General features: G+C 70.6%; 25 protein-coding genes. 12 read left to right on the top strand and 13 right to left on the bottom strand.

What is annotated here, in order from left to right; translation table 11 throughout:
- Positions 1-32: 32 nt before the first annotated feature.
- Together ABD907_RS15765 and ABD907_RS15760 are read right to left on the bottom strand one after the other, a co-directional pair.
- Entirely contained in the window at positions 33-953 is a 921-nt protein-coding gene (locus tag ABD907_RS15765) for an LLM class F420-dependent oxidoreductase (RefSeq protein ID WP_345217222.1), read from the bottom strand.
- A gap of 110 nt (positions 954-1,063) precedes the next feature.
- On the bottom strand, positions 1,064-1,771 hold the full coding sequence (locus tag ABD907_RS15760) for a DedA family protein (protein WP_345217221.1): 708 nt from the start codon (positions 1,769-1,771) through the stop codon (positions 1,064-1,066).
- A gap of 164 nt (positions 1,772-1,935) precedes the next feature.
- Between ABD907_RS15760 and ABD907_RS15755 the strand changes: the two genes are divergently transcribed.
- Positions 1,936-3,027 (top strand): winged helix DNA-binding domain-containing protein, encoded by a 1,092-nt coding sequence (locus tag ABD907_RS15755; protein WP_345217220.1) that lies wholly within the window; start codon positions 1,936-1,938, stop codon positions 3,025-3,027.
- Between the two features lie 73 nt (positions 3,028-3,100).
- On the opposite strand, the gene ABD907_RS15750 is transcribed toward ABD907_RS15755, so the two are convergent.
- Both ABD907_RS15750 and ABD907_RS15745 read right to left on the bottom strand, forming a co-directional pair.
- Positions 3,101-3,898, bottom strand: a complete 798-nt coding sequence (locus ABD907_RS15750; RefSeq protein WP_345217219.1) for an ABC transporter permease — start codon at positions 3,896-3,898, stop codon at positions 3,101-3,103.
- Positions 3,895-4,791 (bottom strand): ABC transporter ATP-binding protein, encoded by an 897-nt coding sequence (locus tag ABD907_RS15745; protein ID WP_345217218.1) that lies wholly within the window; start codon positions 4,789-4,791, stop codon positions 3,895-3,897. Before ABD907_RS15745 ends, ABD907_RS15750 begins: the two co-directional genes overlap by 4 nt.
- A gap of 134 nt (positions 4,792-4,925) precedes the next feature.
- Between ABD907_RS15745 and ABD907_RS15740 the strand changes: the two genes are divergently transcribed.
- Both ABD907_RS15740 and ABD907_RS15735 read left to right on the top strand, forming a co-directional pair.
- Complete coding sequence (locus tag ABD907_RS15740; RefSeq protein ID WP_345217217.1) at positions 4,926-6,197, top strand: sensor histidine kinase; 1,272 nt, start codon at positions 4,926-4,928, stop codon at positions 6,195-6,197.
- Positions 6,194-6,853 carry a response regulator gene (locus tag ABD907_RS15735; RefSeq protein ID WP_345217216.1) on the top strand — a complete coding sequence of 220 codons (660 nt, stop codon included), beginning with the start codon at positions 6,194-6,196 and terminating at the stop codon, positions 6,851-6,853. Before ABD907_RS15740 ends, ABD907_RS15735 begins: the two co-directional genes overlap by 4 nt.
- Positions 6,854-6,913: 60 nt before the next feature.
- On the opposite strand, the gene ABD907_RS15730 is transcribed toward ABD907_RS15735, so the two are convergent.
- A complete protein-coding gene (locus ABD907_RS15730) occupies positions 6,914-7,705 on the bottom strand; it encodes an arylamine N-acetyltransferase family protein (protein ID WP_345217215.1) in 792 nt (263 codons plus the stop codon).
- Between the two features lie 340 nt (positions 7,706-8,045).
- Between ABD907_RS15730 and ABD907_RS15725 the strand changes: the two genes are divergently transcribed.
- Together ABD907_RS15725 and ABD907_RS15720 are read left to right on the top strand one after the other, a co-directional pair.
- Positions 8,046-9,293 (top strand): AGE family epimerase/isomerase, encoded by a 1,248-nt coding sequence (locus ABD907_RS15725; protein ID WP_345217214.1) that lies wholly within the window; start codon positions 8,046-8,048, stop codon positions 9,291-9,293.
- The gene (locus ABD907_RS15720) at positions 9,290-9,877 is read left to right on the top strand and encodes a low molecular weight protein-tyrosine-phosphatase (protein ID WP_345217213.1); all 588 of its coding nucleotides are present in this window, start codon (positions 9,290-9,292) and stop codon (positions 9,875-9,877) included. The genes ABD907_RS15725 and ABD907_RS15720 overlap by 4 nt, the downstream gene beginning before the upstream one ends.
- A 13-nt stretch (positions 9,878-9,890) precedes the next feature.
- Here the strand turns inward: ABD907_RS15720 and ABD907_RS15715 are convergent, their stop codons facing one another.
- A complete protein-coding gene (locus ABD907_RS15715; protein WP_345217212.1) occupies positions 9,891-10,070 on the bottom strand; it encodes a hypothetical protein in 180 nt (59 codons plus the stop codon).
- Between the two features lie 387 nt (positions 10,071-10,457).
- On the opposite strand from ABD907_RS15715, the gene ABD907_RS15710 reads away from it, so the two are divergent.
- A complete protein-coding gene (locus ABD907_RS15710; RefSeq protein WP_345217211.1) occupies positions 10,458-10,745 on the top strand; it encodes a cupin domain-containing protein in 288 nt (95 codons plus the stop codon).
- Positions 10,746-10,961: 216 nt separating this feature from the next.
- Here the strand turns inward: ABD907_RS15710 and ABD907_RS15705 are convergent, their stop codons facing one another.
- Positions 10,962-12,251, bottom strand: a complete 1,290-nt coding sequence (locus tag ABD907_RS15705; RefSeq protein WP_345217210.1) for an MFS transporter — start codon at positions 12,249-12,251, stop codon at positions 10,962-10,964.
- Positions 12,252-12,320: 69 nt separating this feature from the next.
- On the opposite strand from ABD907_RS15705, the gene ABD907_RS15700 reads away from it, so the two are divergent.
- Positions 12,321-13,196, top strand: coding sequence for a LysR family transcriptional regulator (locus ABD907_RS15700; RefSeq protein WP_345217209.1), 876 nt, complete (start codon positions 12,321-12,323; stop codon positions 13,194-13,196).
- A gap of 191 nt (positions 13,197-13,387) precedes the next feature.
- Here the strand turns inward: ABD907_RS15700 and ABD907_RS15695 are convergent, their stop codons facing one another.
- Complete coding sequence (locus ABD907_RS15695) at positions 13,388-13,861, bottom strand: alpha/beta fold hydrolase (RefSeq protein ID WP_425555777.1); 474 nt, start codon at positions 13,859-13,861, stop codon at positions 13,388-13,390.
- A 138-nt stretch (positions 13,862-13,999) separates the two neighbouring features.
- Positions 14,000-14,443: an Lrp/AsnC family transcriptional regulator gene (locus ABD907_RS15690; protein ID WP_345217208.1), complete on the bottom strand. Its 444-nt coding sequence runs from the start codon at positions 14,441-14,443 to the stop codon at positions 14,000-14,002.
- A gap of 71 nt (positions 14,444-14,514) precedes the next feature.
- On the opposite strand from ABD907_RS15690, the gene ABD907_RS15685 reads away from it, so the two are divergent.
- The 3 genes from ABD907_RS15685 (at position 14,515) to ABD907_RS15675 (ending at position 16,399) form a co-directional block, all read left to right on the top strand.
- Positions 14,515-15,243 (top strand): AzlC family ABC transporter permease, encoded by a 729-nt coding sequence (locus tag ABD907_RS15685; RefSeq protein WP_345217207.1) that lies wholly within the window; start codon positions 14,515-14,517, stop codon positions 15,241-15,243.
- Positions 15,236-15,571, top strand: a complete 336-nt coding sequence (locus ABD907_RS15680; RefSeq protein WP_345217206.1) for a branched-chain amino acid transporter permease — start codon at positions 15,236-15,238, stop codon at positions 15,569-15,571. The genes ABD907_RS15685 and ABD907_RS15680 overlap by 8 nt, the downstream gene beginning before the upstream one ends.
- 381 nt (positions 15,572-15,952) lie before the next feature.
- Positions 15,953-16,399 carry a protein-tyrosine phosphatase family protein gene (locus ABD907_RS15675; protein ID WP_345217205.1) on the top strand — a complete coding sequence of 149 codons (447 nt, stop codon included), beginning with the start codon at positions 15,953-15,955 and terminating at the stop codon, positions 16,397-16,399.
- Positions 16,400-16,410: 11 nt separating this feature from the next.
- Here the strand turns inward: ABD907_RS15675 and ABD907_RS15670 are convergent, their stop codons facing one another.
- The 4 genes from ABD907_RS15670 to ABD907_RS15655 form a co-directional block, all read right to left on the bottom strand.
- Positions 16,411-18,075, bottom strand: coding sequence for a hypothetical protein (locus tag ABD907_RS15670; protein ID WP_345217204.1), 1,665 nt, complete (start codon positions 18,073-18,075; stop codon positions 16,411-16,413).
- Positions 18,076-18,084: 9 nt separating this feature from the next.
- The gene (locus ABD907_RS15665) at positions 18,085-18,423 is read right to left on the bottom strand and encodes a helix-turn-helix domain-containing protein (protein ID WP_345217203.1); all 339 of its coding nucleotides are present in this window, start codon (positions 18,421-18,423) and stop codon (positions 18,085-18,087) included.
- A 5-nt stretch (positions 18,424-18,428) separates the two neighbouring features.
- Positions 18,429-19,547, bottom strand: a complete 1,119-nt coding sequence (locus ABD907_RS15660; RefSeq protein ID WP_345217202.1) for a tyrosine-type recombinase/integrase — start codon at positions 19,545-19,547, stop codon at positions 18,429-18,431.
- Between the two features lie 170 nt (positions 19,548-19,717).
- Positions 19,718-20,281, bottom strand: coding sequence for a VldE C-terminal domain-containing protein (locus ABD907_RS15655; protein ID WP_345217201.1), 564 nt, complete (start codon positions 20,279-20,281; stop codon positions 19,718-19,720).
- 167 nt (positions 20,282-20,448) lie between these two features.
- Here ABD907_RS15655 and ABD907_RS15650 point away from each other — a divergent pair, with 167 nt between their 5' ends.
- Together ABD907_RS15650 and ABD907_RS15645 are read left to right on the top strand one after the other, a co-directional pair.
- Entirely contained in the window at positions 20,449-21,519 is a 1,071-nt protein-coding gene (locus tag ABD907_RS15650; RefSeq protein ID WP_345217200.1) for a YeiH family protein, read from the top strand.
- A gap of 66 nt (positions 21,520-21,585) precedes the next feature.
- Complete coding sequence (locus ABD907_RS15645; protein ID WP_345217199.1) at positions 21,586-22,194, top strand: nucleoside/nucleotide kinase family protein; 609 nt, start codon at positions 21,586-21,588, stop codon at positions 22,192-22,194.
- Positions 22,195-22,235 lie beyond the last annotated feature (41 nt).

Here is a 22,235-nt window from a genome sequence, read left to right as displayed (position 1 = left end):
GCTTGTGGTGCAAGCGTCCGCTCTCGGCGGATTCACAGCTTGGCCATGACCTCGGAGGCGATGAGATCGAGGTGCCCCAGGTCCCTCATGTCCAGGCACTGCAGGTAGACCCGCGTCACCCCGGCCGCGGCGAGCGCGCCGAGTCCGTCGACCACCTCCGCGGGCGTGCCCGCGAGACCCTTCTCGCGCAGCTCGGCCGGCTCACGGCCGATGACGGCAGCACGTCTGGCGACCTCTGCCTCGTCGGCGCCGACGCACGCCACCAGCGCGACCGACTGGACGAGGTCGTCCGGGGACCGGCCGGCCTCCTCGCAGGCGGCACGGACCCGGCCGATCTGGGCGGGGATGGCGCTCTTGTCGGGGAAGGACTGGTTGTACTCGGTCGCGAACCGGGCAGCCACGCGCGGGGTCCGGCGGGGACCGTTGCCGCCGACGATGAACGGGAACGGGGACTGGACGGGCTTGGGCAGGGCCGGGTTGTCGGTGAGCAGGTAGTGCTGCCCGGAGAAGCTGTACGTCTCCCCGGTCGGCGTGGACCACAGGCCGGTGAGGATCTCCAGCTGCTCCTCGAGGAGGCCGAACCGCTTGTCCGGGAACGGGATGCCCAGGGCGGCGTGCTCGGCGCCGAACCAGCCGGTGCCCAGGCCGAGCTCGACCCGGCCGCCGGACATGGCGTCCACCTGGGCCACCTGGACGGCGAGGACACCGGGGAAGCGGAACGTCGCCGAGGTGACGAGCGTGCCGAGCCGGATGCTGGTGGTCTCGCGGGCGAGGCCGGCGAGCGTGGTCCAGGAGTCGGTCGGGCCGGGGCTCGGGTCACCGTCGCCCATCCGCAGGTAGTGGTCGGAACGGAAGAACGCGTCGAAGCCGAGCTGCTCAGCGCGCTGGGCCATTGCGAGGTGGTCGTCGTAGGAGGCGCCCTGCTGGGGCTCGGTGAAGATGCGAAGGTCCATGCCGCCAACGATGCCAGGTCGCGTTCGAGGCGGCTCGGTGCGTCAGCCGGGGGTCGCCGGGCTCCGGGCCGGTTCCAGCCAGGTGGGTCCGTTCGATTATGCGGGCGTCCTCAGACGCGGGGCGTCTCGTCGGTGGCCGGCGCGGGTATCGGCGGGAGCGCGGACCGAGACACGGTCTCCGCGGGCGCGTTGGCGGCACCCGCCGCCCGTGCAGCGGCCGGGCGCGCCGCCCCACCGCGTACCAGGGTGAGGACCCGGTCCACCGCCAGGCCGATCACGACGCCCAGGGCGGTGGTCGCCACGATGCCGAGCAGTGGATTCGCGGACACCCAGGCGCCGCCGATGGTGCCGAGTATCAGCATGTATACGCTCCACAGGCTCGCCGAGAGCATCGTCAACGGCCGGTAGACCCGTCGCGGGACTCCGGTCGCTCCCGCCACGAGGCTGACTCCCACCCGAGCCCCGGGGACGAAGCGCCCGGCGAGCACCGCCGTCGACACCCGCCGTCCCAGGGCCGCGGCCGCACGATCCATCGCCCTGGTGAACGACCGATTGCGCATCCACCGGAAACGGTCCAGACCGACGGCCCGCCCGATCTCGTAGCTGAGGTTGTCGCCGAGGAACGCCGCCACCGCGGCGGTCACCCCGAGGAACACCAGCGGCTGACCGGTCGTCGAGCTGATGGCGGCGAGCCCGATCACCACGCTCTCCGAGGGCAGAGCCGGCAGCAGCCCGTCGATGACGGTCAGGACGAAGACCGCCAGCAGCGCCACGGGCGACCCGGCCGCCTCGAGCACGAACTGGCTGATCGCGTCCACGTGTCCAGTCCACCAGAACCGACGCGCGAAAACGATAGGGATAACCAGAAAGACAGACCGAACTCACGAGCTGCACACCTTTTGGCCCGTGCGCCGCAAGCCCGCGCACGCGGCCGCCGGCAGGACCGGGATCGTTGTCGGTGGCACGGCCTACGCTGAGGGAGGTGGTGACCACGAAGGACATCGGGCTGCTGCGCCTGGTGGCGCAGCGGGTGGTCGGACCGGGACTGCCCGGCGCGGTCGACGTGGTCCGGCACATGACGGCGATGCAGGCACAGGCCTTCGCCGCGTCCGTCGAGGCGGTAGCCGTCCGTAGCACCGACCGTGATCCGCACGAGGTCGTCGCGGCGCTGAACCGTGGCGAAATCGTCCGGTCCTGGCCGATGCGCGGCACGTTGCACCTGACGCCGGCCGAAGACCTGTCGTGGATGCTGACCGTCACCGCCGACCGGATGCTGGCCGCGGCCGCGCGCCGGCGTGCCGAGCTCGGCATCGACGACGCCATGATCGAGCGTGCCCGTGCGCTCGCGGTCGATGCCCTCGCCGGCGGCCGATCCCTCTCCCGGGACGAGCTCATGGGCGTCTGGTACTACGCCGGCATGCTGGAGGTCAAGCAGCGGGGCTACCACCTGCTCTGGCACCTCGCCCAGCACGGGCACCTCGTGCTCGGGCCGGTGGAGGACCGCAAGCAGCGCATCGTCCTGCTGGACGAGTGGGTCCCCCGGCCACGGCTGCTCGACCGGGAGCAGGCCCTCGGCGAGTGGGCGCTGCGCTACTTCCGCAGCCACGGCCCGGCCACCCTCAAGGACTTCGCCTGGTGGACGAAGGTGACGATGGCGGACGCGCGGACCGGGTTGGCGATCGCCCGGCCCGAGCTGGCGACCCTCGACGTCGACGGCGCGGAGCACCTGATGGACCCGGCCGCACCGGCGCTGCTCGGCGACCTCGGGCGCAAGGCCCGCGCCACCGTGCTGCTACCGGCCTTCGACGAGATGATCCTGGGTTACCAGGACCGGACGGCCACGCTCCCGGCCGAGCACGCCGGCCGGGTGGTGCCCGGCGCGAATGGTGTGTTCAAGCCGGTAGTGGTCTCCGGCGGGCGAGCGGTGGGGACGTGGCGGCGCGTCGGGCGCGGCCGAGTCGGCGAGAAGGGCCGCCCGGTGGACGTCGAGCCGTTCACCAGCCTGACGACGACGACGCAGCGAACCGTTCCCCGTGTCGCAGACTCGTACCCCGTGGCGCCGGTGGCCGGCTGACACGCGGCTGCGAGACGTAGTGCGGCGCGCCGTGCCGCCGGGAGCTGGCGGCACGGCGACCGACCGTTCACCCTCAGGCGACCTCGCGGTGGGCGGTGCGCCACAGTCCGAAGCCGAGCGGCAGCAGGATCCACACGGCGGCCGATGTGGCCAGGCGCGCCAGCGAGCCACCGTCGAGGTTCCACTCGATGAGCGGAAGCATCGTGGTGTTCAGGTCCAGCCACTCGCCGACGCCCGCCAGGCTGGGGAACGCCGCCAGGATCGTGAACAGCGTCGGCAGGACCAGGTAGGCGACGATCGCGACCGGCGTGTTCAGCAGCGCCAGACCGAAACCGACGCCCTGGATCACCAGGAGCAGCACCCCCAGCAGCATGCCGAGCAGTGCGCCCCCGGAGAGCGACCAGGAGCCGTCGCCGTCGAACGCGACCATTCCCACGACGTTCAGCACGGCGCTGATCGCGTACGTGGCGACCATGACGATGACACCCAGCCACACGGCCGAGGTGAGCTTGGCGAGGTTCACCAGCGTGCGGCGTGGCTCCAGGGTGAAGGTCACCAGAGCGGTGCGCTGCGACCACTCGCTCGTCGCGGCCATGATGCCGATCAGGGGCAACAGCAGCGCCTGACCGAGGGAGGCGCCGTCGCTCAGGCTGGCCCAGGTGAGGTTCTCGGGCTGGTTGAACCACAGCTGCAGCGCGACGACGGCGGCGCTGACGACCACGATCGCGATCAGCAGGCCCTTGCCGGCGCGGGTGTCGAGCTGCTTGCGCAGCTCCATGCGCACCAGTCGGATGAAGGGCGTGCGGCGCTCGGACGTCGTCGGCATCGCGGGTGCGGCCGCTGCGGGGTCGGTGGCGGTCAGGGTGGTCATGCGGCGATCTCCTCTCGCCCGGTCTGGGCGGTGGTACCGAAGAACAGGCCCTCGAGGCCGGTCGAGGTGCTGGGCTGGAGCCGGACGAGGACGACGGCGGCCTGGAGCGCCGCCCGGCCCACCTCCTCGGAGCCGGCGGAGGTGGTCAGGCCGGCATCGGTCCGGCTGACGTCGTAGCCGGCGTTCTCGAGGGCCGTCGCCAGCCGGGTGTCGTCGAGGCTGGTGAACTCGGTGCCCGGCACCGCGAGCAGCTCCTCCGTGCTGCCCTGGGCGAGGACGCGGCCCTGCCCCATGATCACCAGGTCGTCCGCGACGGCCTCGACCTCGCGGAGCAGGTGCGAGGAGAGCAGGACGGTTCCGCCGTCGTCCGCGTAGGAGCGGAGCAGGTCGCGCATCCAGCGGATGCCGGTCGGGTCCAGGCCGTTCACCGGCTCGTCCAGGATCAGGACCTCGGGCTCGCCGAGCAGGGCCAGGGCGATCCCCAGCCGCTGCCGCATGCCGAGCGAGTACGTCCCCGTCCGGCCGGCCGCCTCCTTCGGGGTGAGGCTGACGAGGTCGAGCACCTCGTCCACCCGGCCCGGCGGCAGGCCCATGAGGCCGCACGCGAGCCGGAGAGTCTCCCGGCCGGTGCGGCCCTTGTGCTGCGCGGATGCGTCGAGGAGCACGCCGACGTGCCGGCCGGGGTTCGGCAGGTCGCGGAAGGACTGTCCGAGGACGGTGGCGGAGCCCGACGTCGGGAGCGTCAGCCCGCAGATCATGCGCATCGTGGTGGACTTGCCGGCCCCGTTGGGGCCGAGGAAGCCGGTGACCCGCCCGGGGCGGGCGGTGAAGGAAACCTGGTCGACGGCCCTGTGGCGGCCGTAGACCTTCGTCAGGTCGGTTGCTTGAATCATGACCACCACGTTCCCCGCGCACCCGTGGCGAGCGCGTCCGCAGAACGGCTCGATCGACGTACACCTTTCGACGGACGCCGACCGAGCCCTCCGGCGGACGCAGGCCGGGTGGCGGCGAACCTAGGCTCGTCGTCATGACAGCTTCCGGGACGGTCGGGACGCACCGCTCGACCGTCCCGGTCGATCAGGCGACCGGGGTCCGGTTGCGACCGTGGTCGCGGTTCTGGCGCTACCTCGTCGCCCTGGTCATCGGTCTCGCCGCCATGCTGGCCGTCATCGCCGAAGCGGCACCCGGCGACGAGCCGTTGCCCGACCCGGTCGGCATGCGCATGGTGCTCGACCTCATCGCCGGGATCGTCGCCCTCGCCGTGCTGCCGTGGCGGCGGCGACACCCCGTCGCGATCGCCGCCCTCACCTCGGCGCTGATGGCGATCTCCGCCGTCGCGACCGGGCCGGCTGCCCTCGCCGTCGTGTCGATGGCGACCGGACGCCGGGCGTGGCGCATCGCGCCCGTCGGCGTGGTCTGGATGGTCGCCACGATCTATTTCGACATCGGCTGGTGGCAGAACGGCACCGACTGGCGGCTGGTCACCGTCCTGACGCTGGCGGCCTACGCCGTCTGCGTGGTGATCGGCATGTACGTCGGCGCCCGCCGCGAGCTGGTCCGCAACCTCCACGAACGGGCGGTGACGGCGGAGCGGGAGCGGGCCCTGGAGTCGGAGACGGCGCGCGCGGCCGAACGGACGCGGATCGCCCGGGAGATGCACGACGTGCTCGCCCACCGCATCTCGCTCGTGGCCATGCACGCCGGGGCGCTCACGTACCGGCAGGACCTCGACCGCGAGCAGACCGTCGAGACGGCCGAGGTGGTCCAGCACAACGCGCGGCTCGCGCTGACCGAGCTCCGGCAGATCCTCGGCGTGCTGCGCTCGGTCGGCGACGGCGAGGAGGGCGCCGTGGAACCGCCGCAGCCGACGCTCGCGGATCTGCCCGCACTCCTGGCGGAGGCCCGCGGCGGCGGGGCACAGGTCCGCCTGGAGGCGGCACGGCTGCCCGCCGATCAGGACGTGCTGCGGGCGGACCCGAACGCGCTCGAGCTGCCGTCCGCCACCTCACGCACCGCGTACCGCATCCTGCAGGAGGCGCTCACCAACGCCCGCAAGCACGCCCCCGGCGCACCGGTCGACGTCACGCTGGGCGGTGCACCGGGCGGCCTGCTCACCATCGACGTGCGCAACGCTCGCGGCGGGCGGCCCGACGGGCGGCCCGACGGGCGGGGCGCCGGCATGGGACTGGCCGGGCTGGTGGAGCGGGCCGAGCTGGTCGGCGGCATGCTCGAGCACGGCTTCGAGCCGGACGGCACGTTCGTCGTGAAAGCCTGGCTGCCGTGGGAGGAGGAGGCGTGAGCGTTGAGGAGGTGGTCCGCGTCGTCGTGGTCGACGACGACCCGCTCGTGCGCGCCGGGCTGCGGATGATCGTCGGTGGTGACACGGGCATCAGCCTCGTCGGTGAGGCCGCCGACGGGCACGAGGCCGTCGACGTGGTCACCCGAGAGCGGCCCGACGTGGTGCTGATGGACATCCGGATGCCGGGCCTCGACGGCCTGGCCGCCGCACGGCGGCTGGCGGAGCGGGGAAGCACCGCCAGGATCATCGTGCTGACCACGTTCGACACCGACGAACTCGTGCTGACCGCCCTGCGCGACGGCGCCGCCGGGTTCCTCCTCAAGGACACCCCGCCGGGCGACCTGGTCCACGCCGTGCGGCGCGTGGCCCGCGGCGAGCCGATGCTGTCCCCGAGCGTCACCACCCAGCTCATCGCCGCCGTCGCGGCGCCCGGCGGCGACGGAGGCACCGCCCGCGGCAAGATCGACCGGCTCACCGAGCGCGAGCGTGAGGTCGCGATCGCGGTGGCCCGCGGGATGTCGAACGCCGAGATCGCGCGGGAGCTCTACATGGGGTTGGCGACGGTCAAGACGCACGTCGGCCGGCTGTTCACCAAGCTCGAGGCGACCAACCGCGTGCAGGTCGCCCGGTGCGTCCACGACGCCGGGCTCGCCTAGCGGCACGGGTCGGTAGCTGTCCGGCGGCCGGTGCGTCGCTACACGGGTCGGCCTTGCCCCTCACCACGACACCGACGTGCCGTAGCGCTGGTCCGGCACCTGGTCGAGGGCGATCCCGAAGTGGGTGGCGTAGGCGTCGAGGATCTCGGCGTCGCCGGTGAGGGTCCGCTGCTCGCGGCGGCCGTCGACGGTCCGGACGAGGTGACGGCCGCTGAGGGTGGTCCGGCCGTCCTCGGTCAGGATCGAGCAGACCAGCGACTGCGTGAAACGTGACCGGGAGGATGTCTGGGTCCACCAGCAGGTGGGCTCGAAGTCGGTGAGGGGGCGTGCCCGGGACTCGAGGCGGTACTTCGGTACGCCGTCGCAGGTGACGAGGACGTCGCCGTCGTCCAGCTCGACGAGCCGGAAGACGCCCTCCCGGTCGGGCTGGTCGCCGCGCGCGTCCAGCCGGAGCGGGTGGAGCGCGAAGCCGCGGCCGAAGCCGACGTCGACCAGCCACGGCTCCTCGAGGTCGACCCGAAGCGCCATGTGTGCGAGCGGCGGTCCGGCGACGCCGTCCTCGGCGTAGACGGCGGCGCCGTGCAGGGACACGGGGAAACCGAGCGCAGCGAGAAGGTGGCCGAACGCGGCGTTGAGCTCGTAGCAGAAGCCGCCGCGACGGCGGGTGACGACCTTGTCCACGAGGGCGTCGGCGTCGAGCACGACGGGTTCGCCCAGGTGCACGTCGAGGTTCTCGAACGGCACGGTCATCGCGTGCCGGACCTGCAGGTCGCGCAGCGAACCGGCGTCGGGCCGGGCGGGGCGGTCGGCGCCGATCCGCGTCAGGTAGGCGGTCACCAGCTCGGGTCTCATGGGGCCACAGTGCTGGGAAAGTGTTCATGGCGGCAAGCGCCGGCTCGGCCGGGGGGCCGCCGCCGGGCAGGGGAGAGCCCGCGGGTTCCTGGCCGAACGGCCAGGGTCCGTGGTGGACGAATCACGGCCCCGCGGGCTCCGGTGACCACCTGGTACTCGCCGCCCGTGGCGGGGAGGACCTGTTGGTCCGTCCGTCGACGGGCTAGCGGGTAGCCACCTCACGCGTCCGAAGAATCTTCACCTCTGGACCACCTCCCTTCTCGTGTACAGATCACGTTAGGAGCGCAGTCGTGGGGTTGTCACGCATTTTTCCGACGGCGGAACGTGGCACGCTGCCGCCATGGAATGGTTGATCGACTCTCCGGACCACCATCGCCGGCTGTCCGAGGAGACCGAACGCCTGCTGCGGTTCGGGCGCGCCAGCCGGCACGGGACCGCCTTCGGGTGGCTCGACGACGAGGGCCGGCCGACGCCGGACGTGCCCGACTACCTGTACGTCACCTGCCGCATGACCCACACCTACGCGATGGGCGACCTGCTCGGCTCTCCCGGTGCGGCGAAGCTGGTGGATCACGGGCTGGCCTCCCTGCGCGGCACCTTCCGCGACCGGGAGAACGGCGGATGGTTCACCGCCATGGACGGCTCAGCGGTCCACGACGCACGAAAGTGGGCATACCCGCACGCGTTCGTCGTGCTCGCCGCCGCCAGTGCCGCCGTCGCCGGCCGTCCCGGGGCGAGCGAGCTTCTTGCCGAGGCGACCGACCTCCTGGAGGGCCGGTTCTGGGACGACGACGCCGGCATGCTCGTCGAGGAGTGGGACGCCACCTTCGTCACGCTGAGTGGCTACCGCGGCGCCAACGCCAACATGCACGGCGTCGAGGCGATGCTGGCGGCCTACGGTGCGACCGGCGCGTCCTGGTGGCTGGACCGGGCCGAGCGGGTCTGCCGGCGCATGGTCGACGAGGCGCGGCACGCGAGCTGGCGCCTTCCCGAGCACTACGACAGCTCGTGGCAGCCGGATCCGGAGCACAACCGGGACCACCCCGACGACCCCTTCAAGCCGTACGGCACGACGCCGGGGCACAGCTTCGAGTGGGCCCGGCTGCTCGTGCAGCTGCGGGCCGGTCTGGAGCAGGAGAACCGGGACGTGCCCACCTGGCTGCTCGAGGGTGCCCGCGCGCTGACCGGCCGGGCGGTCGAGGACGCCTGGGCGGTCGACGGCGCACCGGGGTTCGTCTACACGGTCGACTGGTCCGGGCGCCCGGTCATCCACCAGCGACTGCACTGGGTGCTGTGCGAGGCGCTGGGTGCGGCCGCCAGCCTCTGGGCCGCGACGGGGGAGGAGCGCTACGCCCGGTGGTACGAGGACTGGTGGTCCTACGCGGAGCGGGCTTTCGTCGACCCGGTGGGGTCGTGGCACCACGAGCTGGACCGGGAGAACCGGCCGGCGGCGACCATCCGGCCCGGAAAGGCGGATCTGTACCACGCCGCCCAGGCGACCGTGCTGCCCAGGGTGCCGCTCGCGCCGTCGCTCGCGGTCGCGCTACGGCGAGCCGCTTCGTGCCGGCCTGGCACGATGGAGACATGACAGGCACCACCGACACGGCAGCAGGCCGTTCCGCACACCGTCCGTTCCGGGTGCTAGTGGTGTGCACCGGCAACATCTGCCGCTCACCCATGGGCGCGGTCGTGCTGCGTGAGCGCTTGCGCGAGGCGGGCCTGGCCGAAGCCGTCGAGGTGGAGTCGGCCGGGATCAGCGACGACGAGCACGGCAACCCGATCGATCCGCGCGCCCGGACGGTCCTGGCCGAGCACGACTACCCGGTCCCGGAGCACAGCGCGCACCAGGTGGCGCCGCACGAGCTGGCGGATTTCGACCTGGCGCTCGCGATGACTGGCCAGCACGAGCGAGTGCTGCGACGCCGGGCCGAGCGGGACGGCGACGAGCGCACGGCGGAGATCCGGCTGTGGCGCGAGTTCGACGCCTCGGCACCGGAGCGGGGCACCGTCCGCGACTACGACCTCGACGTCCCCGACCCCTGGTACGGCACCCAGGACGGGTTCTACGGCACCCTCGACGCGGTCGAGCGCGGCGCGGAGGGGCTGGTCTCCTACATCAAGGAACAGCTGGGTGCGGGCGACGTGCCGGGTTCGTCCGCCACGGGGCGCTGACCACGGCGACCTCTCAGTCGTCGCGTGAACCACCCAGGGCGTTGCGCAGCAGCACGAACACGACCACTGCCACGAGGGCGACGACGAGCAGCTTCGCCAGGAGCCACACGAGCGAGAACACGACGTCCACGAGCAACCAGGCGACGACGACGGCACCGATGACGCCGAGGACTGTCCAGATGCCGTTCTTCACGCCTCCAGCCTAATCATGCGGACGCTCCGGCGGTGCGGGTCGTTCTCAACTAACCGGCGCTAGCAATTGTTCGAAGCGGTCGAAATGTCCATGCTGATGAGGTGCGCCAGGCCGTCTCGCGTAGTCGGATGGGCAGTAGCTAGCGCTGAAGTGTGGACGTATGGACTGACGAGCCGGGTGTGGTGGAGCTGCCTGATGGGCGACGCATCCGCGGCACTGGGGCGCGCAAGCCGCGTGGGGATGTGCGCGCCCCGGACTTCGCGGTCTATCTCCTTGGCCGCGACCCCGCGACCGGGCCTTGGCCTCATCGCTGGGTCCGCTGGCGCGACTTCCGGTTGCCCGACTCGACCGAGGACGCGACGGCGGCACTGCGAGAGGCGTGGGAGCGTGCCGGTCAGGAGCGTGTCGAGATCGCCTGCCGTGGTGACATCGGGCAGACCGGGACCGGTTCTTGCGCTGCTGGCGACGATCTCTGGCGGCATGTACGCGCATGACGGCGAAGAGGTCGGCTACATCAGTGAGGGTCGTCTCGAACTCGCGATCGAGGACGACGTGCATGTGCTGGAGACCGCGGACAGCTTTCACTTCGACTGCAACCGCTCCCACAGCCACCGGAACCCGGCAACGGACCGGCGCACCGTCGTGGTGTGGTGCGTGACCCCTCCTCCCCACTGACGTCGAAACGCGGTCGGGAGTCTCCATCCAGATGGTGGCCCTACATACTGGAACGCGGTCGAGTGGAGATTTTCGCTCTAACGTATGCGCTTTGCTGACGGGACGTCGCCAGCGGAACTGCCAGCGGAGCAGTGTGAGTGCCGGACACCGCCTCCGTCCGCGGGGTGTGGTTCTCGCCGCGTCATGGCGTGAGAGTCGCTTGCTTGCTGCGACTGATCATTGAGGAATGCTGGCGTGCTTCCGCCCTGTGACTGACCTCCCGACAACTCTAGAGTCACGCGGCGTGAAGGCGGGGTGGGCAGTCGACGCGAGCAACGGCTCGAACGTGTCCCGCAGCCGGGGTGTCCAGATCAGGGCGAAGATGCTGACGGTTCCCACCGCGCCCAGCGCTGCGAACACGGCGGGAACCAGACCGGTGGTGTTCCCTGCCCAGCCGACCGTCAGCACCGTCGCGGCGGAGACGGTGTAGGTGACGGCGGCGTAGAGCGAGGCGAGCGAGCCTTGCCGTGACGGTGACGCGCCGCGCGCCAGGGCGATGAGGCCGGCCCGGAAGGAGACTCCGACGCCGGCCCCTAGGACCGCGAACCCCGCGATGGCGAGGGCATCGAGGGCGAGCCACGCACCCGAGAGCATTCCCGCGATGCCCAGTCCCATCGCCAAGGCTCCGCTGATCCATGGCGCGATGCGGGTGATGGCAGGGCTGGCCAGCTGCGCGGACGCGCTGGTGCCGAGCAGCAGCGTGGGCCCGATCGCCTGCACGAGGGGCTGCCCGAGGTCTGCGAACACGGTCGCGCCGAACACGACGGCCACGCTCGTGGCCGTCCAGGCGATCGTCCCGGTCGCGAACATGCGCACTGCTCGCCGGTCGATGCGCGCGGGGGCCGGTGTCCCTGGCGCTTCGGTGAGGTCCGCATGATTGGCGTCGCGGCGCGCTCTCAGCACCACGATGGCGGCGAGGAGCAGCGCGGCGACGATGGCGGCGTGCCCGAGGAACACCGCCTGCGGGGCGGCTTCTCCGATGAGGGACACCACGAGCTGCGACGCTCCGGCCCCGAGCACGCCGCCGACGAAGTTTCCGGTCGCCGTGACGGCCCGGCCCTTCGCCCCGATGGCGGCGACGACGAGCGCGGACGCGGCACCAGTGCCCAGGCCGCCGGAGAGCCCGGCGCAGACGCGGCCGGCGAGGATCGACCACTCCTGGGCGTGCGCGAGCAGCAGGTCGGATGCGATGAGCAGGGCCAGGCTTGCGAGGAGGAAGGGGGTGGCGTGGTGGGCACGGCCGGGCCGGGCGAGGAAGAACAGCGCGCAGACCAGCACTGCGACGTAGAGCACGAACGTCAGCGACAGGACCAGCGGGTCGAGACCGAGCTGCTCGCGATAGATCGGCAGCAGAGGGTTCACCGCGTTGGATCCGGCGAGCAGCATCGCGAATGACGATCCGACGACGATCGACTGGGCGACGGCGACCCGGCCTGAACTGCGCTGCGCTCTGGTGGTCTCGGCCATGCGGGCCACGCTAGGCGAGGCGACGCCAAACACCTAGTGCATGTCTCGCCGCTGCCATACGCTTGGGTTATGGATTGGACCCTCCGGGAGCTCAGGGTGCTCGTCACCGCGGTGGAGACGAGCTCGTTCACGGACGCGGCAGCCGAGCTGCACGTCTCGCAGGCGGCGGTCTCGCGCACCATCGCCTCGTTGGAGCGCAGCGTCGGCGCGCAGCTCCTGCGCCGAGTGCCCCGAGGGTGCGAGTTGACGAGCGCCGGACGGCAGGTTCTGCCGGAGGTGCGGCGCGTGCTCGCTGAGGCGGACAGGTTCGACGAGTTCCTCAGGACCCGGCATGCTCGGCTCCGGCTTGGGTACGCCTGGGCCGCGCTCGGGCACCACACGGCGTCGTTCCAGCGGCGATGGGCGGTGGAGCACGAGGAGGTCGAGCTGGAACTCGTGCGCCACAACTCGCCGACGGCGGGCTTGGTGGAGGGCATCTGCGATGTGGCGATCGTTCGTCGTTCCGTCGATGAGAGACGGTTCGAGTCCGTGGTCGTCGGACTCGAACGAAGGCTCGTGGCCTTCGCATCCGACGACCCGCGATGGGCGCGACGGCGACAGCTGGGCATGGCCGAGATCGCCGAGCGCACCGTCGTGATCGACCCCCGCGTCGGAGCGACGAGCGAAGAGCTCTGGCGAGGCACCGAACGACCACCGCAGTTCATCGAGTCGACCGACGTGGACGGCTGGCTCGACACCATCGCCGCCGGCCGCGGAGTCGGCACCACTTCCGAGGCGACCGCGCATCACCACTCGCGAACCGGGGTCAGCTACCGTCCCATCAAGGATGGCCCCCGCGTCCCGGTGCGGCTCGCGTGGTGGCGCGACTCCCACCCGACCGGGCTCCCCGACCTCGTCGACGCGGTGACTAGGCTTTACGTACCCGACAGCAACGAGCGCTCATGACCACGGATCCGTCGCGCAAGGGGGGCGATGGAGTCAGCCGTGAGCCATCGTCGCGCGATGCCGCAGCAGGAATCGCACGAAGAGGTCGGTCGCGGCAGCGTCGTCGAGGTAGTGGCCGTGCCGTGCGCGGGGCGGAGCTCCGGCTCGGCACCGGGGATGCGCGCGGCCAAGAGGCGCGCTCTCCGGCGGGGTTAGCTCGTCGTCCATGCCATGGATGACGAGCGTGGGGGCCGTGATCCGTTCGAGCTCGTCCCAGGCGTGGTGCGTGCGGCTGGCGTGGCGATGGAGACGCCTGATGCGGCGGCTGGCTGACGCGTCGAAGAACGCGGCGGCGTCCGCGCGGCGAGACGCAGCGGGTCACCGCTGGCCAGGTCGGCGGTGGCCTGCGCCGTGCGGGGAGCGTCGCGTTCGTCGCCGGCCGTGGTCGCACCGAGCACGAGCGCGCCGACGCGGTCGGCGTGGTCGATGGCGAGCCACTGGGCGACGCGTCCGCCCATGGAGTCTCGGTAGATGTGTGCGCGCTCTGCACCGGCGGCATCGAGCACCGCCACGGCGTCCTGCGCGAACGACCGGGTCGTGTAGGCGTCGTCAAAGCCGGGTTCGCTGCGCCCGATGCCGCGGTGGTCGAACCTGATCTCGCGGAAGTGCCGTGCGAAGGCGGGCACGACGAGCTCCCAGGCGGTGGAGTCCACGGACTGCCCGGCGATGAGCAGCAGCGGCTCCGCCCGCGCCCTTCGACCGCCACACGATCTTCGCCGCGTCCGCGGCGTGTGCGATCGTGGACGCGCTTAGGTCTTCGGCCGTCATGGCTTGAGGAGCTTCATCGTCTGGTGCGAGTCGACGCGGAAGACCGCCGGCAGCGCCGTGAGCTTGTGCATCTGGAACTGCTCGTACTCCTCCACGTCCCGCACGACGATCCGCAGCAAGTAGTCGGGGTTGCCGAAGACCTTCCTCGCCTCGACCACCTCGTCGAAGCCCACGACGGCACGCTCGAACTCCGCGATCGTCTGTGTATCGGTGCTCCTGACCTCGACGGCCGCGGTGACCTCCAGACGACGCCCCAGCTTCTCGTGGTCGATGACGGCCCGGTAGCCCGCGATCACACCGTCGGCCTCGAGTCGCCGCACCCGGCGCAGGCAGGGTGCGGGAGTCAGGCCGACCCGCTCGGCCAGGTCGAGGTTGCTCAGCCGGCCGTTCGCTACCAACTGCTCAAGGATTGCGTAGTCAAGTGCATCAGGTGCCTTCATGTTGCTAATCGTGCTCCTCCTTGCGGCAGATTGGCAACCATAGTTTGTGCTGTGTTCCCTACTATTGCGGTATGGAAGAATCCGGCGCCAGTATCGATGCGCGTGCGGCCCCGAGCGTTGCCAAGGAGGCCCTCGCGGGCGTCGGCATCGCGCTGCCCGCCGGGGTCGCGATGGCACCGCTGGGCATGGCGCTGGGCGTGCTCATCTCGCAGTCGGGCCTGCCATGGTGGACAGCTCCTCTCTTCACTGGCGTGATCTTCGCCGGGTCGCTGGAGTTCCTCCTCGTCGGCATGATCCTGGCGGCCGCGCCACTGGCCTCCGTGGCGCTGACAGCGCTGCTGGTGAACTTCCGCCACGTCTTCTACGCGCTCTCGTTCCCGCTGCATCAGATCCGGTCCCGAGGCCTCCGGGTCCTGAGCACGTACATCCTCTGCGACGAGGCGTGGGCGCTGACCGCGCACCCCGAGGCCCGCACCTGGACTGGCGCGCGAATCCTCGGCATCCAGTCGGTGTTCTACGTGAATTGGGTCGTCAGCTCTACCGTCGGCGTGCTCACTGGCTCCCTCATCCCACCGAGTGTTGTGGGGCTGGACTTCGCGATCACCGCGTTCTTCGTCGTCCTCGGCATCGATGCCTACCGCGCCCGTCGCTCCGTGCCGATCCCGCTAGTCGCTCTCGCCTGTGCGCTGTTCTTCGCCGTGTGCGCCGGCGACGCCATGATCCTGCCCGCGATGGGAGCCTTCGTCGCGGTGGTGCTCATCTCCTACGTCTGGAAGCGCTGGAGGGTCTGCCGTGGATGACGCCCAATACCTTCTCGCCGTCACGCTCGTCGCAGCCGCGGTGACGTGGGGGCTGCGCGCCCTGCCGTTCGCGATCCTCGCCCCGCTGCGTCACAGCGAGCTTCTGCCGTACCTCGCGGAGCGGAGCCCGGTCGGCGTGATGGTGATCCTCACCGTCTACACGCTCCGTCACGTCGAGATCGTCGACGCTTCGAGCGTGATTCCGACAATGATCGGAGTGTTCGTCACCGCGGCGCTGCACCTCTGGAAGGGGAGTATGCTCCTGAGCATCGCTGGCGGCACGGCCAGTTACGCGGTCATCGTCTCCACGGTGTTCAGCGCGACCTGACGAGCGCATGGTGCTGTCCGAGCATCGCAGACTGCCCTATGTGTGGGCATGCCGTCGAGTGGAGATTCAACCTATAGTCTTCATTAGCCGGCTCCGCCGAATGCGTTAACCCACCAGATGCAGAATTCATGCACCTAGCGCAATCCGAGGCGCGAAAGGCCAGGTCAGGGGACGAGGTCGACTGCTAGAATCGATCACGTCCCGTTTACCCAGATCAGCGCGATTCCGCCATGTCGGTGGTGCAGAATTCATGCATTAGATGCAAATTTCCGAGACATTAAACCGGCGCTAGCAATTATTCGAAGCGGTCGAAATGTTCATGCTGATGAGGTGCGCCAGGCCGTCTCGCGTAGTCGGCTGGGCAGTGGTTAGCGTTGAAGTGTGGACGTATGGACTGACGAGCCGGGTGTGGTGGAGCTGCCTGATGGGCGACGCATCCGCGGCACTGGGGCGCGCAAGCCGCGTGGGGATGTGCGCGCCCCGGACTTCGCGGTCTATCTCCTTGGCCGCGACCCCGCGCTCGGGCCCTGGCCTCATCGCTGGGTTCGCTGGCGAGACTTCCGGTTGCCCGACTCGGCAGAGGATGCGACGGCGGCCCTGCGTGAGGCGTGGGAACGTGCCGGTGAGGAGCGCGTCGAGATCGCCTGTGGTGGTGGCATCGGGCGGACCGGGACGGCTCTTGCTCTGCTGGCGACGATGAGCGGTGTCGCGCCGGAGGACGCGGTGACGTGGGTCCGTGCTCACTATCACCGGCGTGCTGTCGAGACTCGCAGGCAACGACACTGGGTTGAGTCGACCGCTGAATCACTTCGTTCGGGCCTCGCGTAAGCGCTGGCAGGTCAGCGGCGCGCGCCGGCGTAGTTGTTCCAGGCCGAGCCGGTGAGTTCGGCCCAGCGGGTGGCGGTGTTGGCGTGGATGCCGATGAGGGAGGCGAACACGGCGGGCGGGGTCGTGGAGGCCAGGTGCAGCAGCGCGGTGTTCCGGCTGGCGCGGGTGATGATCTCGAGCCGGTTCATCCGCCGCATGAGCGAGGCGGGATGGAGATGGGTGCCGGAGTTCTTGCCGGTGAACAGCCACTGGGTGTCGGCAAGGGTGCTCGCGGTGCCGAACGGCTTGGCGACCGGCAGCGCGGTGACCAGCGCGTCCAGGGGCGGGATCAGGAGCAGGGGTTCGCGACCGAGCCGCAGGTAGGTGTCGCCGTCGCGGACCTCGACGTCATCGATGGTCAGAGCGACGATCTTCGCGGCGGGCTGGGCGTAGAGCAGAATCAGGCAGGCCGCGGCGCGGTCCTCGACGCTGGCGGCATCGGGGCCGTGCAGAAGTCGGCGGGCGAGAGCGAGCTGATCCTCGGGGTCGATGTCGTGGCTGGGATCCTTCTGCGCAACGGGAACGGGTAGCCGCGCCTGGGGAAGGTAGCCGCCTCGTTTGAGCCACCGGATGAAGCCCAAACGGACGCTGCGGCCCGTGCAGAGCCAGGCATCGACACAGGCCTGCGGACAGTCATCGAGGTCATGGCCACCAGCATTGAGATGGTTGAAGAAGGCGCGGGCAGCCTGGATGTCGCCGCGGCAGCGTGCTGCGACAGGGGCGGTGGTGTAGCCGTGGCGGTCGGTCTTGGCGCGGCCAATGACGTGCCAGCGGGCGTAGCGGGACAGCACGCCGCGTAGCTCGGGATCGGTGATGTCGGTGACGGCCTCGGCAGCGTAGCGGTGCAGCCGGGCGGCGTTCTCGTCGCGCGGTGGAAGCGCTCCGGCGGCGACGAGCATGGCCCGCAGGTAGGTCACCGAAAACGCCTGCGGTCGGGCGTCGAGGGCATCGTGTGAAAGGTCGAACCGGCCTTGGGCGATGTCAGTCAGCAGGCGCAGGCTGGCGAGGCTATGCCAGTTGCTCAGCAGCGAGCGAGGTCGGCGCAGCTGGGTCAGTGCATCGCGGACAGGTTTGAGCTCGGGGCGGATCGTGCCGTCCGGGCCGGTGAGGGCAGCGTCGATCTGCTGTGCGGCTTGGCAGGCGAAGCAGCGTGGCCGGCCGTGGTTGGTGGTGCGGCGGCCAAGGGATTGCTGGCCACAGATCGAGCAGTCGATGACTGGCGCTTGATAGCAGGTCGGGCAGACATCCGGCGTCGTGGCGGTGGCTTTCAACGCGACCCGTTTGAGCCGCCCGCAGATGCCGCATTCCCGGCGCGGGTTCCGGTAGCAGCGGACGCAGAGATTCCGCGAGCCATCGGACTTGCCACCGACGCGGGTGGTCAGCGGGCCGATGCTGCTGCACTCGTCGCAGGCATCCTCGGCGGTGCGGGTGCGGGCGTAGCAGGTCACACAGAGCGCGCCACCATCGTCGGTGCGGGCATTGACCCGCCGCTGTTTCCCGCAGCCGGTGCAGGTCTCCTGCGGTGCGCGGCGGGCGCGGCATGCCCGGCATTCGCCTCGGTCCAGGGAGTGGTTCCAGCGCAGGTTCTTCACCCGTCCGCAGCGGAAACAGGCGCCGTGGACGATCGTGCTCGCCATCCCGGCCGGTCAGTCCCCGGCAGGCTTGATCACAGCACGGGTCGGACGGCTCTTGCTCGGCTTCGGCGGCGTAGTGCCGGTGGTGCCCGTCTTGCGACCACGCCGCGAGCTGGTGGCGACGTAGGGCTCGATCAGGTCGTTCGGGGTGACATCGAAGATGTCGCAGAGCGCCGCGAGCAGCCGCATGTTCAACCGCTCGGGCTCACCGGTGACGATCCGGTAGACCTGAGTGGAGGTCATCACCACGCCCCGCTCGGCCAACAGCGGCACCAGGTCAGTGGTCGCGTTGATGCCGTGCTCGTTCATCACCTTGCGCAGGTGCCAGTGGTAGGCGACGGTCTTCGTCATCAGGATCAGCCTTCCTCGATAGCGGGCGGGACGAACGCCGCGTCCAGGGCGCGACGCAGGGTGCGGTTGCGGTAGTCACCGGACACGCCGGTGTAGAGGGCGGTGGTCGAGCCCCAGCGGTGCCCGACCTGCTGCTGGACGAACAGCGGGTCGAAGCCGTCCTCGATCAGATGCGTCACATACGAGTGCCGCAGACAGTGCGGGTGCAGCGCGGCGTCGAAGCCGAGGTCATCGCGGTACTCGGCGAACCGCATCCCGATGTAGCTGCCCGTGATCCGTGACTGCCGTTCGGTCGGCCAGAGCATCGCGGCATCAGCGACGTCGAACAGCGGCAGCACGTCGGTGACGTACTCCTCGATCACCGGCCGGGTCCAGTCGAACACCGCCAGAACCGCCCGCCGCCGAGGCTGGGAACCGCGACTGGCCTTGGCCCAGCGGACGTTGCAGACCCCGAACCGGCCGAACTCGGTCGCGGTCGGGTTGCGGGTGAAGTCGTGCAGGTCGAGCATCCCGACCTCGCGACGGCGCAACCCGAAGGCGGTGATCTTCTTGAACAGCGTCGCGTCACGGAACACCGACTTCCAGCCCTTCTTGCCCCGCGTGCGGGCCTGGTCGACGCGATCATCGGCATAGTCGAAGAAGGTCTGCACCTCACTCCGCGACAAGGGCCGCACCGCCGGGCGCGCCTCGTGATCACCGGTGTGGATCGCGGTGTTCCACTCATGGCAAACCTGCACCGGGTGCGTGCCGAACAGCTCCTCGCACCGCTCGATCCACCCGTAGCGGCGGTCGGTGAGGAAGTCGCAGAACAACGCCATCGCGTTCTGATAGGAGCGGATCGTGCCGTGCGCGCACGGCTTGTCGCCGGAGACAAGCTCGGTCGTCCACTCCTCGACGTCCGCCGGTGTCCACTCCCACGGCAGGCTCCCGCAGAACCCGGCGAACCGGCGCACCTGCGCCAACCGTGCCTGGATCGTCTTCGGGTTCAGCATCCGCGACGACTGCTGCGCCGACCACCCGGTGAGCATGTCATCGAAGACCTGCTCCGCTGGGCGCAGCAACGCCACGTTGCCCGGCCGCAGCGCTGTCACCGATCCAGGTCGGGTCCCGTCCTCGAAGTCCACGCCGACAGTCTTACATCTAATGTAAGAAAAGTACATCTAATGTAATCGGTGCCGCGTTCCCCTGGCCAGGAGCCGCTTCGGCGGCTCTGGTCGCGGTCCGCTGATACCCTTACCTGACCAGGGATCCGCGTGATCCCGGCCACCAACGCTTACATCTAATGCAATAATTGCTAGTTCTCCCGCACCGAGACGTGGACGTGGTCGTAGTGCCCGCCGGTGGCGTCGTCGGGGTCGTACGCCCCACCGCCGTCGTAGGGCGCCCAGCCGAGCTCCGGGTGTCCTGACTGCCAGATGCGGCCCTGCCAGATCACGTAGTGGACGTGCAGCGCGTCGGCGTTGACCCGCAGCCACTGCGCGGCGGTCCATCCGGCGAGGAGGTCCGGACCGGAGGCGAACTCGCCGGCGGTGCCGTAGAAGAGGTCGCAGCCACGGCCGTCCGGATGGTCGGAGTCGGGATTCCACGAGTGCTCGGACCAGCAGGTGATCGGGGCGTCGCCGAACGCGGGCCGGAGCTGCTCGATCAGCCACGCCGTCGCCGGGGTGACGCAGCCCTCGCTGCCCGTCGGGTCCGGCACCGTGCATCCCCCGCCGCCACCGGGCCATGGCTCCGGCGGCGGGGGAAGCTCCACCCAGGGGCCGACGTCGTGGGTGACCGTGTACGGCGGGGGACCGTTGAGCGCGTCCACGGTGGCCGCCGTCGCGACCAGCAGCAGAAGCACGACCGTGAGGCGCATGAGCCGGACCCGGCGGCGCACCGCGCGCCGCTGCGCGGGTGAACGCCCCCCTCCTCGCCCTGACGTGCCCACGCCGCTACTGAAGCACGACGACGGGCCTGCGTGCCGTCGTCGACGCCCGATGGACGGCTCGACGGCTCGGCGGCGCGGGACGGCATGCTGGATCGGTGCGTCACGCCTTCGCCCGTCGCGCGCCCGGTCTCGCGCTCACCGTCACCGTCGCCGTCGCGGCGCTGGTGGTGAACCGCGTGGTGCCGCTGGTCTCGGCACTCCTCGTGGCAATCGTCCTCGGCGCCCTGCTGCGGAACCTCGGGCTCGTCCCCCCGCGCGCCGAGGAAGGCCTGCGCTTCTCCGCCCGGTCGGTCCTGCGGCTGGGTGTCGTCCTCCTCGGCCTGCAGCTGTCCGTCGTCGAGGTCCTCGACCTCGGATGGGGCGCCATCGCCGTCATCGTGCTGACCGTGGCCGGAACCTGGATCCTCACGCTGCTGGTCGGCAGACTGATGCGGGTGCCGCGCACCCTCCGGCTGCTGCTCGCGACGGGCACCGCGGTGTGCGGCGCCTCCGCCGTCGCCGCCATGGCGGCCGTGGCCTCGGGGGAAGAGGGCCGCGACCGCGAGGATGTCCAGGCCGACGCCGCGACCGCCGTCGCCGCCGTGACCATCTTCGGGACGCTCGCCATGCTGGTGCTGCCTCCCCTCGCGGGGGCGCTTGCCCTTGACGCGCACGCGAGCGGGGTCTGGCTCGGTGCCGGTATCCACGAGGTGGGGCAGGTGGTAGCGGCGGGGGGACTGGTCGGGGAGGCAGCACTGGCGACGGCGGTGGTCACCAAGCTCGGCAGGGTCGTGCTGCTGGCACCGCTCGTGGCCGCGGTCGGGTACGCCGCGGCGCGGCGTGCTCGCCGGGAGCTGGACCGGCGGGCGGCCGTGGAGTCCGCCGACGCGGTGCTCGACGGCCAGGCCTCGTCCCCGAGGGTCGCCGGGCCTGCACTCGTGCCCGCGTTCGTGCTCGGGTTCCTCGCACTCGTCGTCGTCCGGTCGTTCGTGCCGCTCCCGGGCCCTGTGCTCGACGGCGCAGCGACCGCCTCGACGGTGCTGCTCACCGTCGCGATGGTCGGTCTGGGGTCCGGTGTGAACGTCGCGGCCCTGGTGCGCCGCGGCGGTCCGGCGCTGCTGCTCGGGCTGGTCGCGTCCGTGGTGGCGGCCGGGCTGGCCCTCGGTGGGGTCCTGCTGCTGGTGTGACGTCTGGTGGTGCCGGGAGCCCGTGCCACCGGTTGTGGGACCGGCGTGGAGCCATACGATCGGGCTATGGCAATGTCGCCGCAGCGCAGGCGGCTGCTCGAGCGCGTGGCGAGGGGGTTGGCCGAGCGCGCCGCTCAGGCTCAGATCCTGCGCGTCGCGATCGACGGGCCCGACGCCGCAGGCAAGACGAAGTTCTCCTGGGATCTCGACGGGCTGCTCCACCCGCTGCTGCGGGAAGGTGCCGAGCTGCGCCGGTTCAGTGCTGACGATCTGCTCCTTCCTCCGGTGCTGCGCCGCGCACCGGACCCGCGCTGGGTGTACGAGCACGCCTACCCGATCGGCCGACTCCGACAGATCATCGTCGGCGACCCGCAGCACGAGAGGCCGGGCACCGTGTTGCTGGTGGACGGCATGAGTCTGCTGCGTCCCGAGCTCGAAGAACTCTGGGACGTCACCGTCTACCTCTCGGTCTCCGAGTCCGTGACGATGGAGCGGGTGCTCGCCCGGGTCGACGAGGACGACGACCGCGACGAGGTCGAGGCACGCTACCGAGAGCGCTACCTGCCGGCACTCGAGCTTTACCGCAAGATCGCCGACCCGCTGGGCCGCGCCGACATCGTCATCGACATGACCGACGTCCTGGACCCACGCATCGAGCGCTGGAGCGGTCTGTAGCCCGCGCCGTTCAGATTCTCCTCACCTGGCGGACACCACGA

It is taken from the genome of Georgenia halophila, assembly GCF_039541595.1.
This window is presented reverse-complemented; position numbering and strand designations above follow the sequence as displayed.

Coding starts and splice junctions, on each gene's coding strand:
- ABD907_RS15725 (WP_345217214.1), top strand. CDS start 8,046: ATGGAATGGTTGATCGACTCTCCGGACCACCATCGCCGGCTGTCCGAG.
- ABD907_RS15730 (WP_345217215.1), bottom strand. CDS start 7,705: ATGAGACCCGAGCTGGTGACCGCCTACCTGACGCGGATCGGCGCCGAC.
- ABD907_RS15745 (WP_345217218.1), bottom strand. CDS start 4,791: ATGATTCAAGCAACCGACCTGACGAAGGTCTACGGCCGCCACAGGGCC.
- ABD907_RS15740 (WP_345217217.1), top strand. CDS start 4,926: ATGACAGCTTCCGGGACGGTCGGGACGCACCGCTCGACCGTCCCGGTC.
- ABD907_RS15655 (WP_345217201.1), bottom strand. CDS start 20,281: ATGCGCCTCACGGTCGTGCTTCTGCTGCTGGTCGCGACGGCGGCCACC.
- ABD907_RS15765 (WP_345217222.1), bottom strand. CDS start 953: ATGGACCTTCGCATCTTCACCGAGCCCCAGCAGGGCGCCTCCTACGAC.
- ABD907_RS15670 (WP_345217204.1), bottom strand. CDS start 18,075: ATGGCGAGCACGATCGTCCACGGCGCCTGTTTCCGCTGCGGACGGGTG.
- ABD907_RS15750 (WP_345217219.1), bottom strand. CDS start 3,898: ATGACCACCCTGACCGCCACCGACCCCGCAGCGGCCGCACCCGCGATG.
- ABD907_RS15700 (WP_345217209.1), top strand. CDS start 12,321: ATGGATTGGACCCTCCGGGAGCTCAGGGTGCTCGTCACCGCGGTGGAG.
- ABD907_RS15705 (WP_345217210.1), bottom strand. CDS start 12,251: ATGGCCGAGACCACCAGAGCGCAGCGCAGTTCAGGCCGGGTCGCCGTC.
- ABD907_RS15685 (WP_345217207.1), top strand. CDS start 14,515: ATGGAAGAATCCGGCGCCAGTATCGATGCGCGTGCGGCCCCGAGCGTT.
- ABD907_RS15645 (WP_345217199.1), top strand. CDS start 21,586: ATGGCAATGTCGCCGCAGCGCAGGCGGCTGCTCGAGCGCGTGGCGAGG.
- ABD907_RS15690 (WP_345217208.1), bottom strand. CDS start 14,443: ATGAAGGCACCTGATGCACTTGACTACGCAATCCTTGAGCAGTTGGTA.
- ABD907_RS15720 (WP_345217213.1), top strand. CDS start 9,290: ATGACAGGCACCACCGACACGGCAGCAGGCCGTTCCGCACACCGTCCG.
- ABD907_RS15665 (WP_345217203.1), bottom strand. CDS start 18,423: ATGACGAAGACCGTCGCCTACCACTGGCACCTGCGCAAGGTGATGAAC.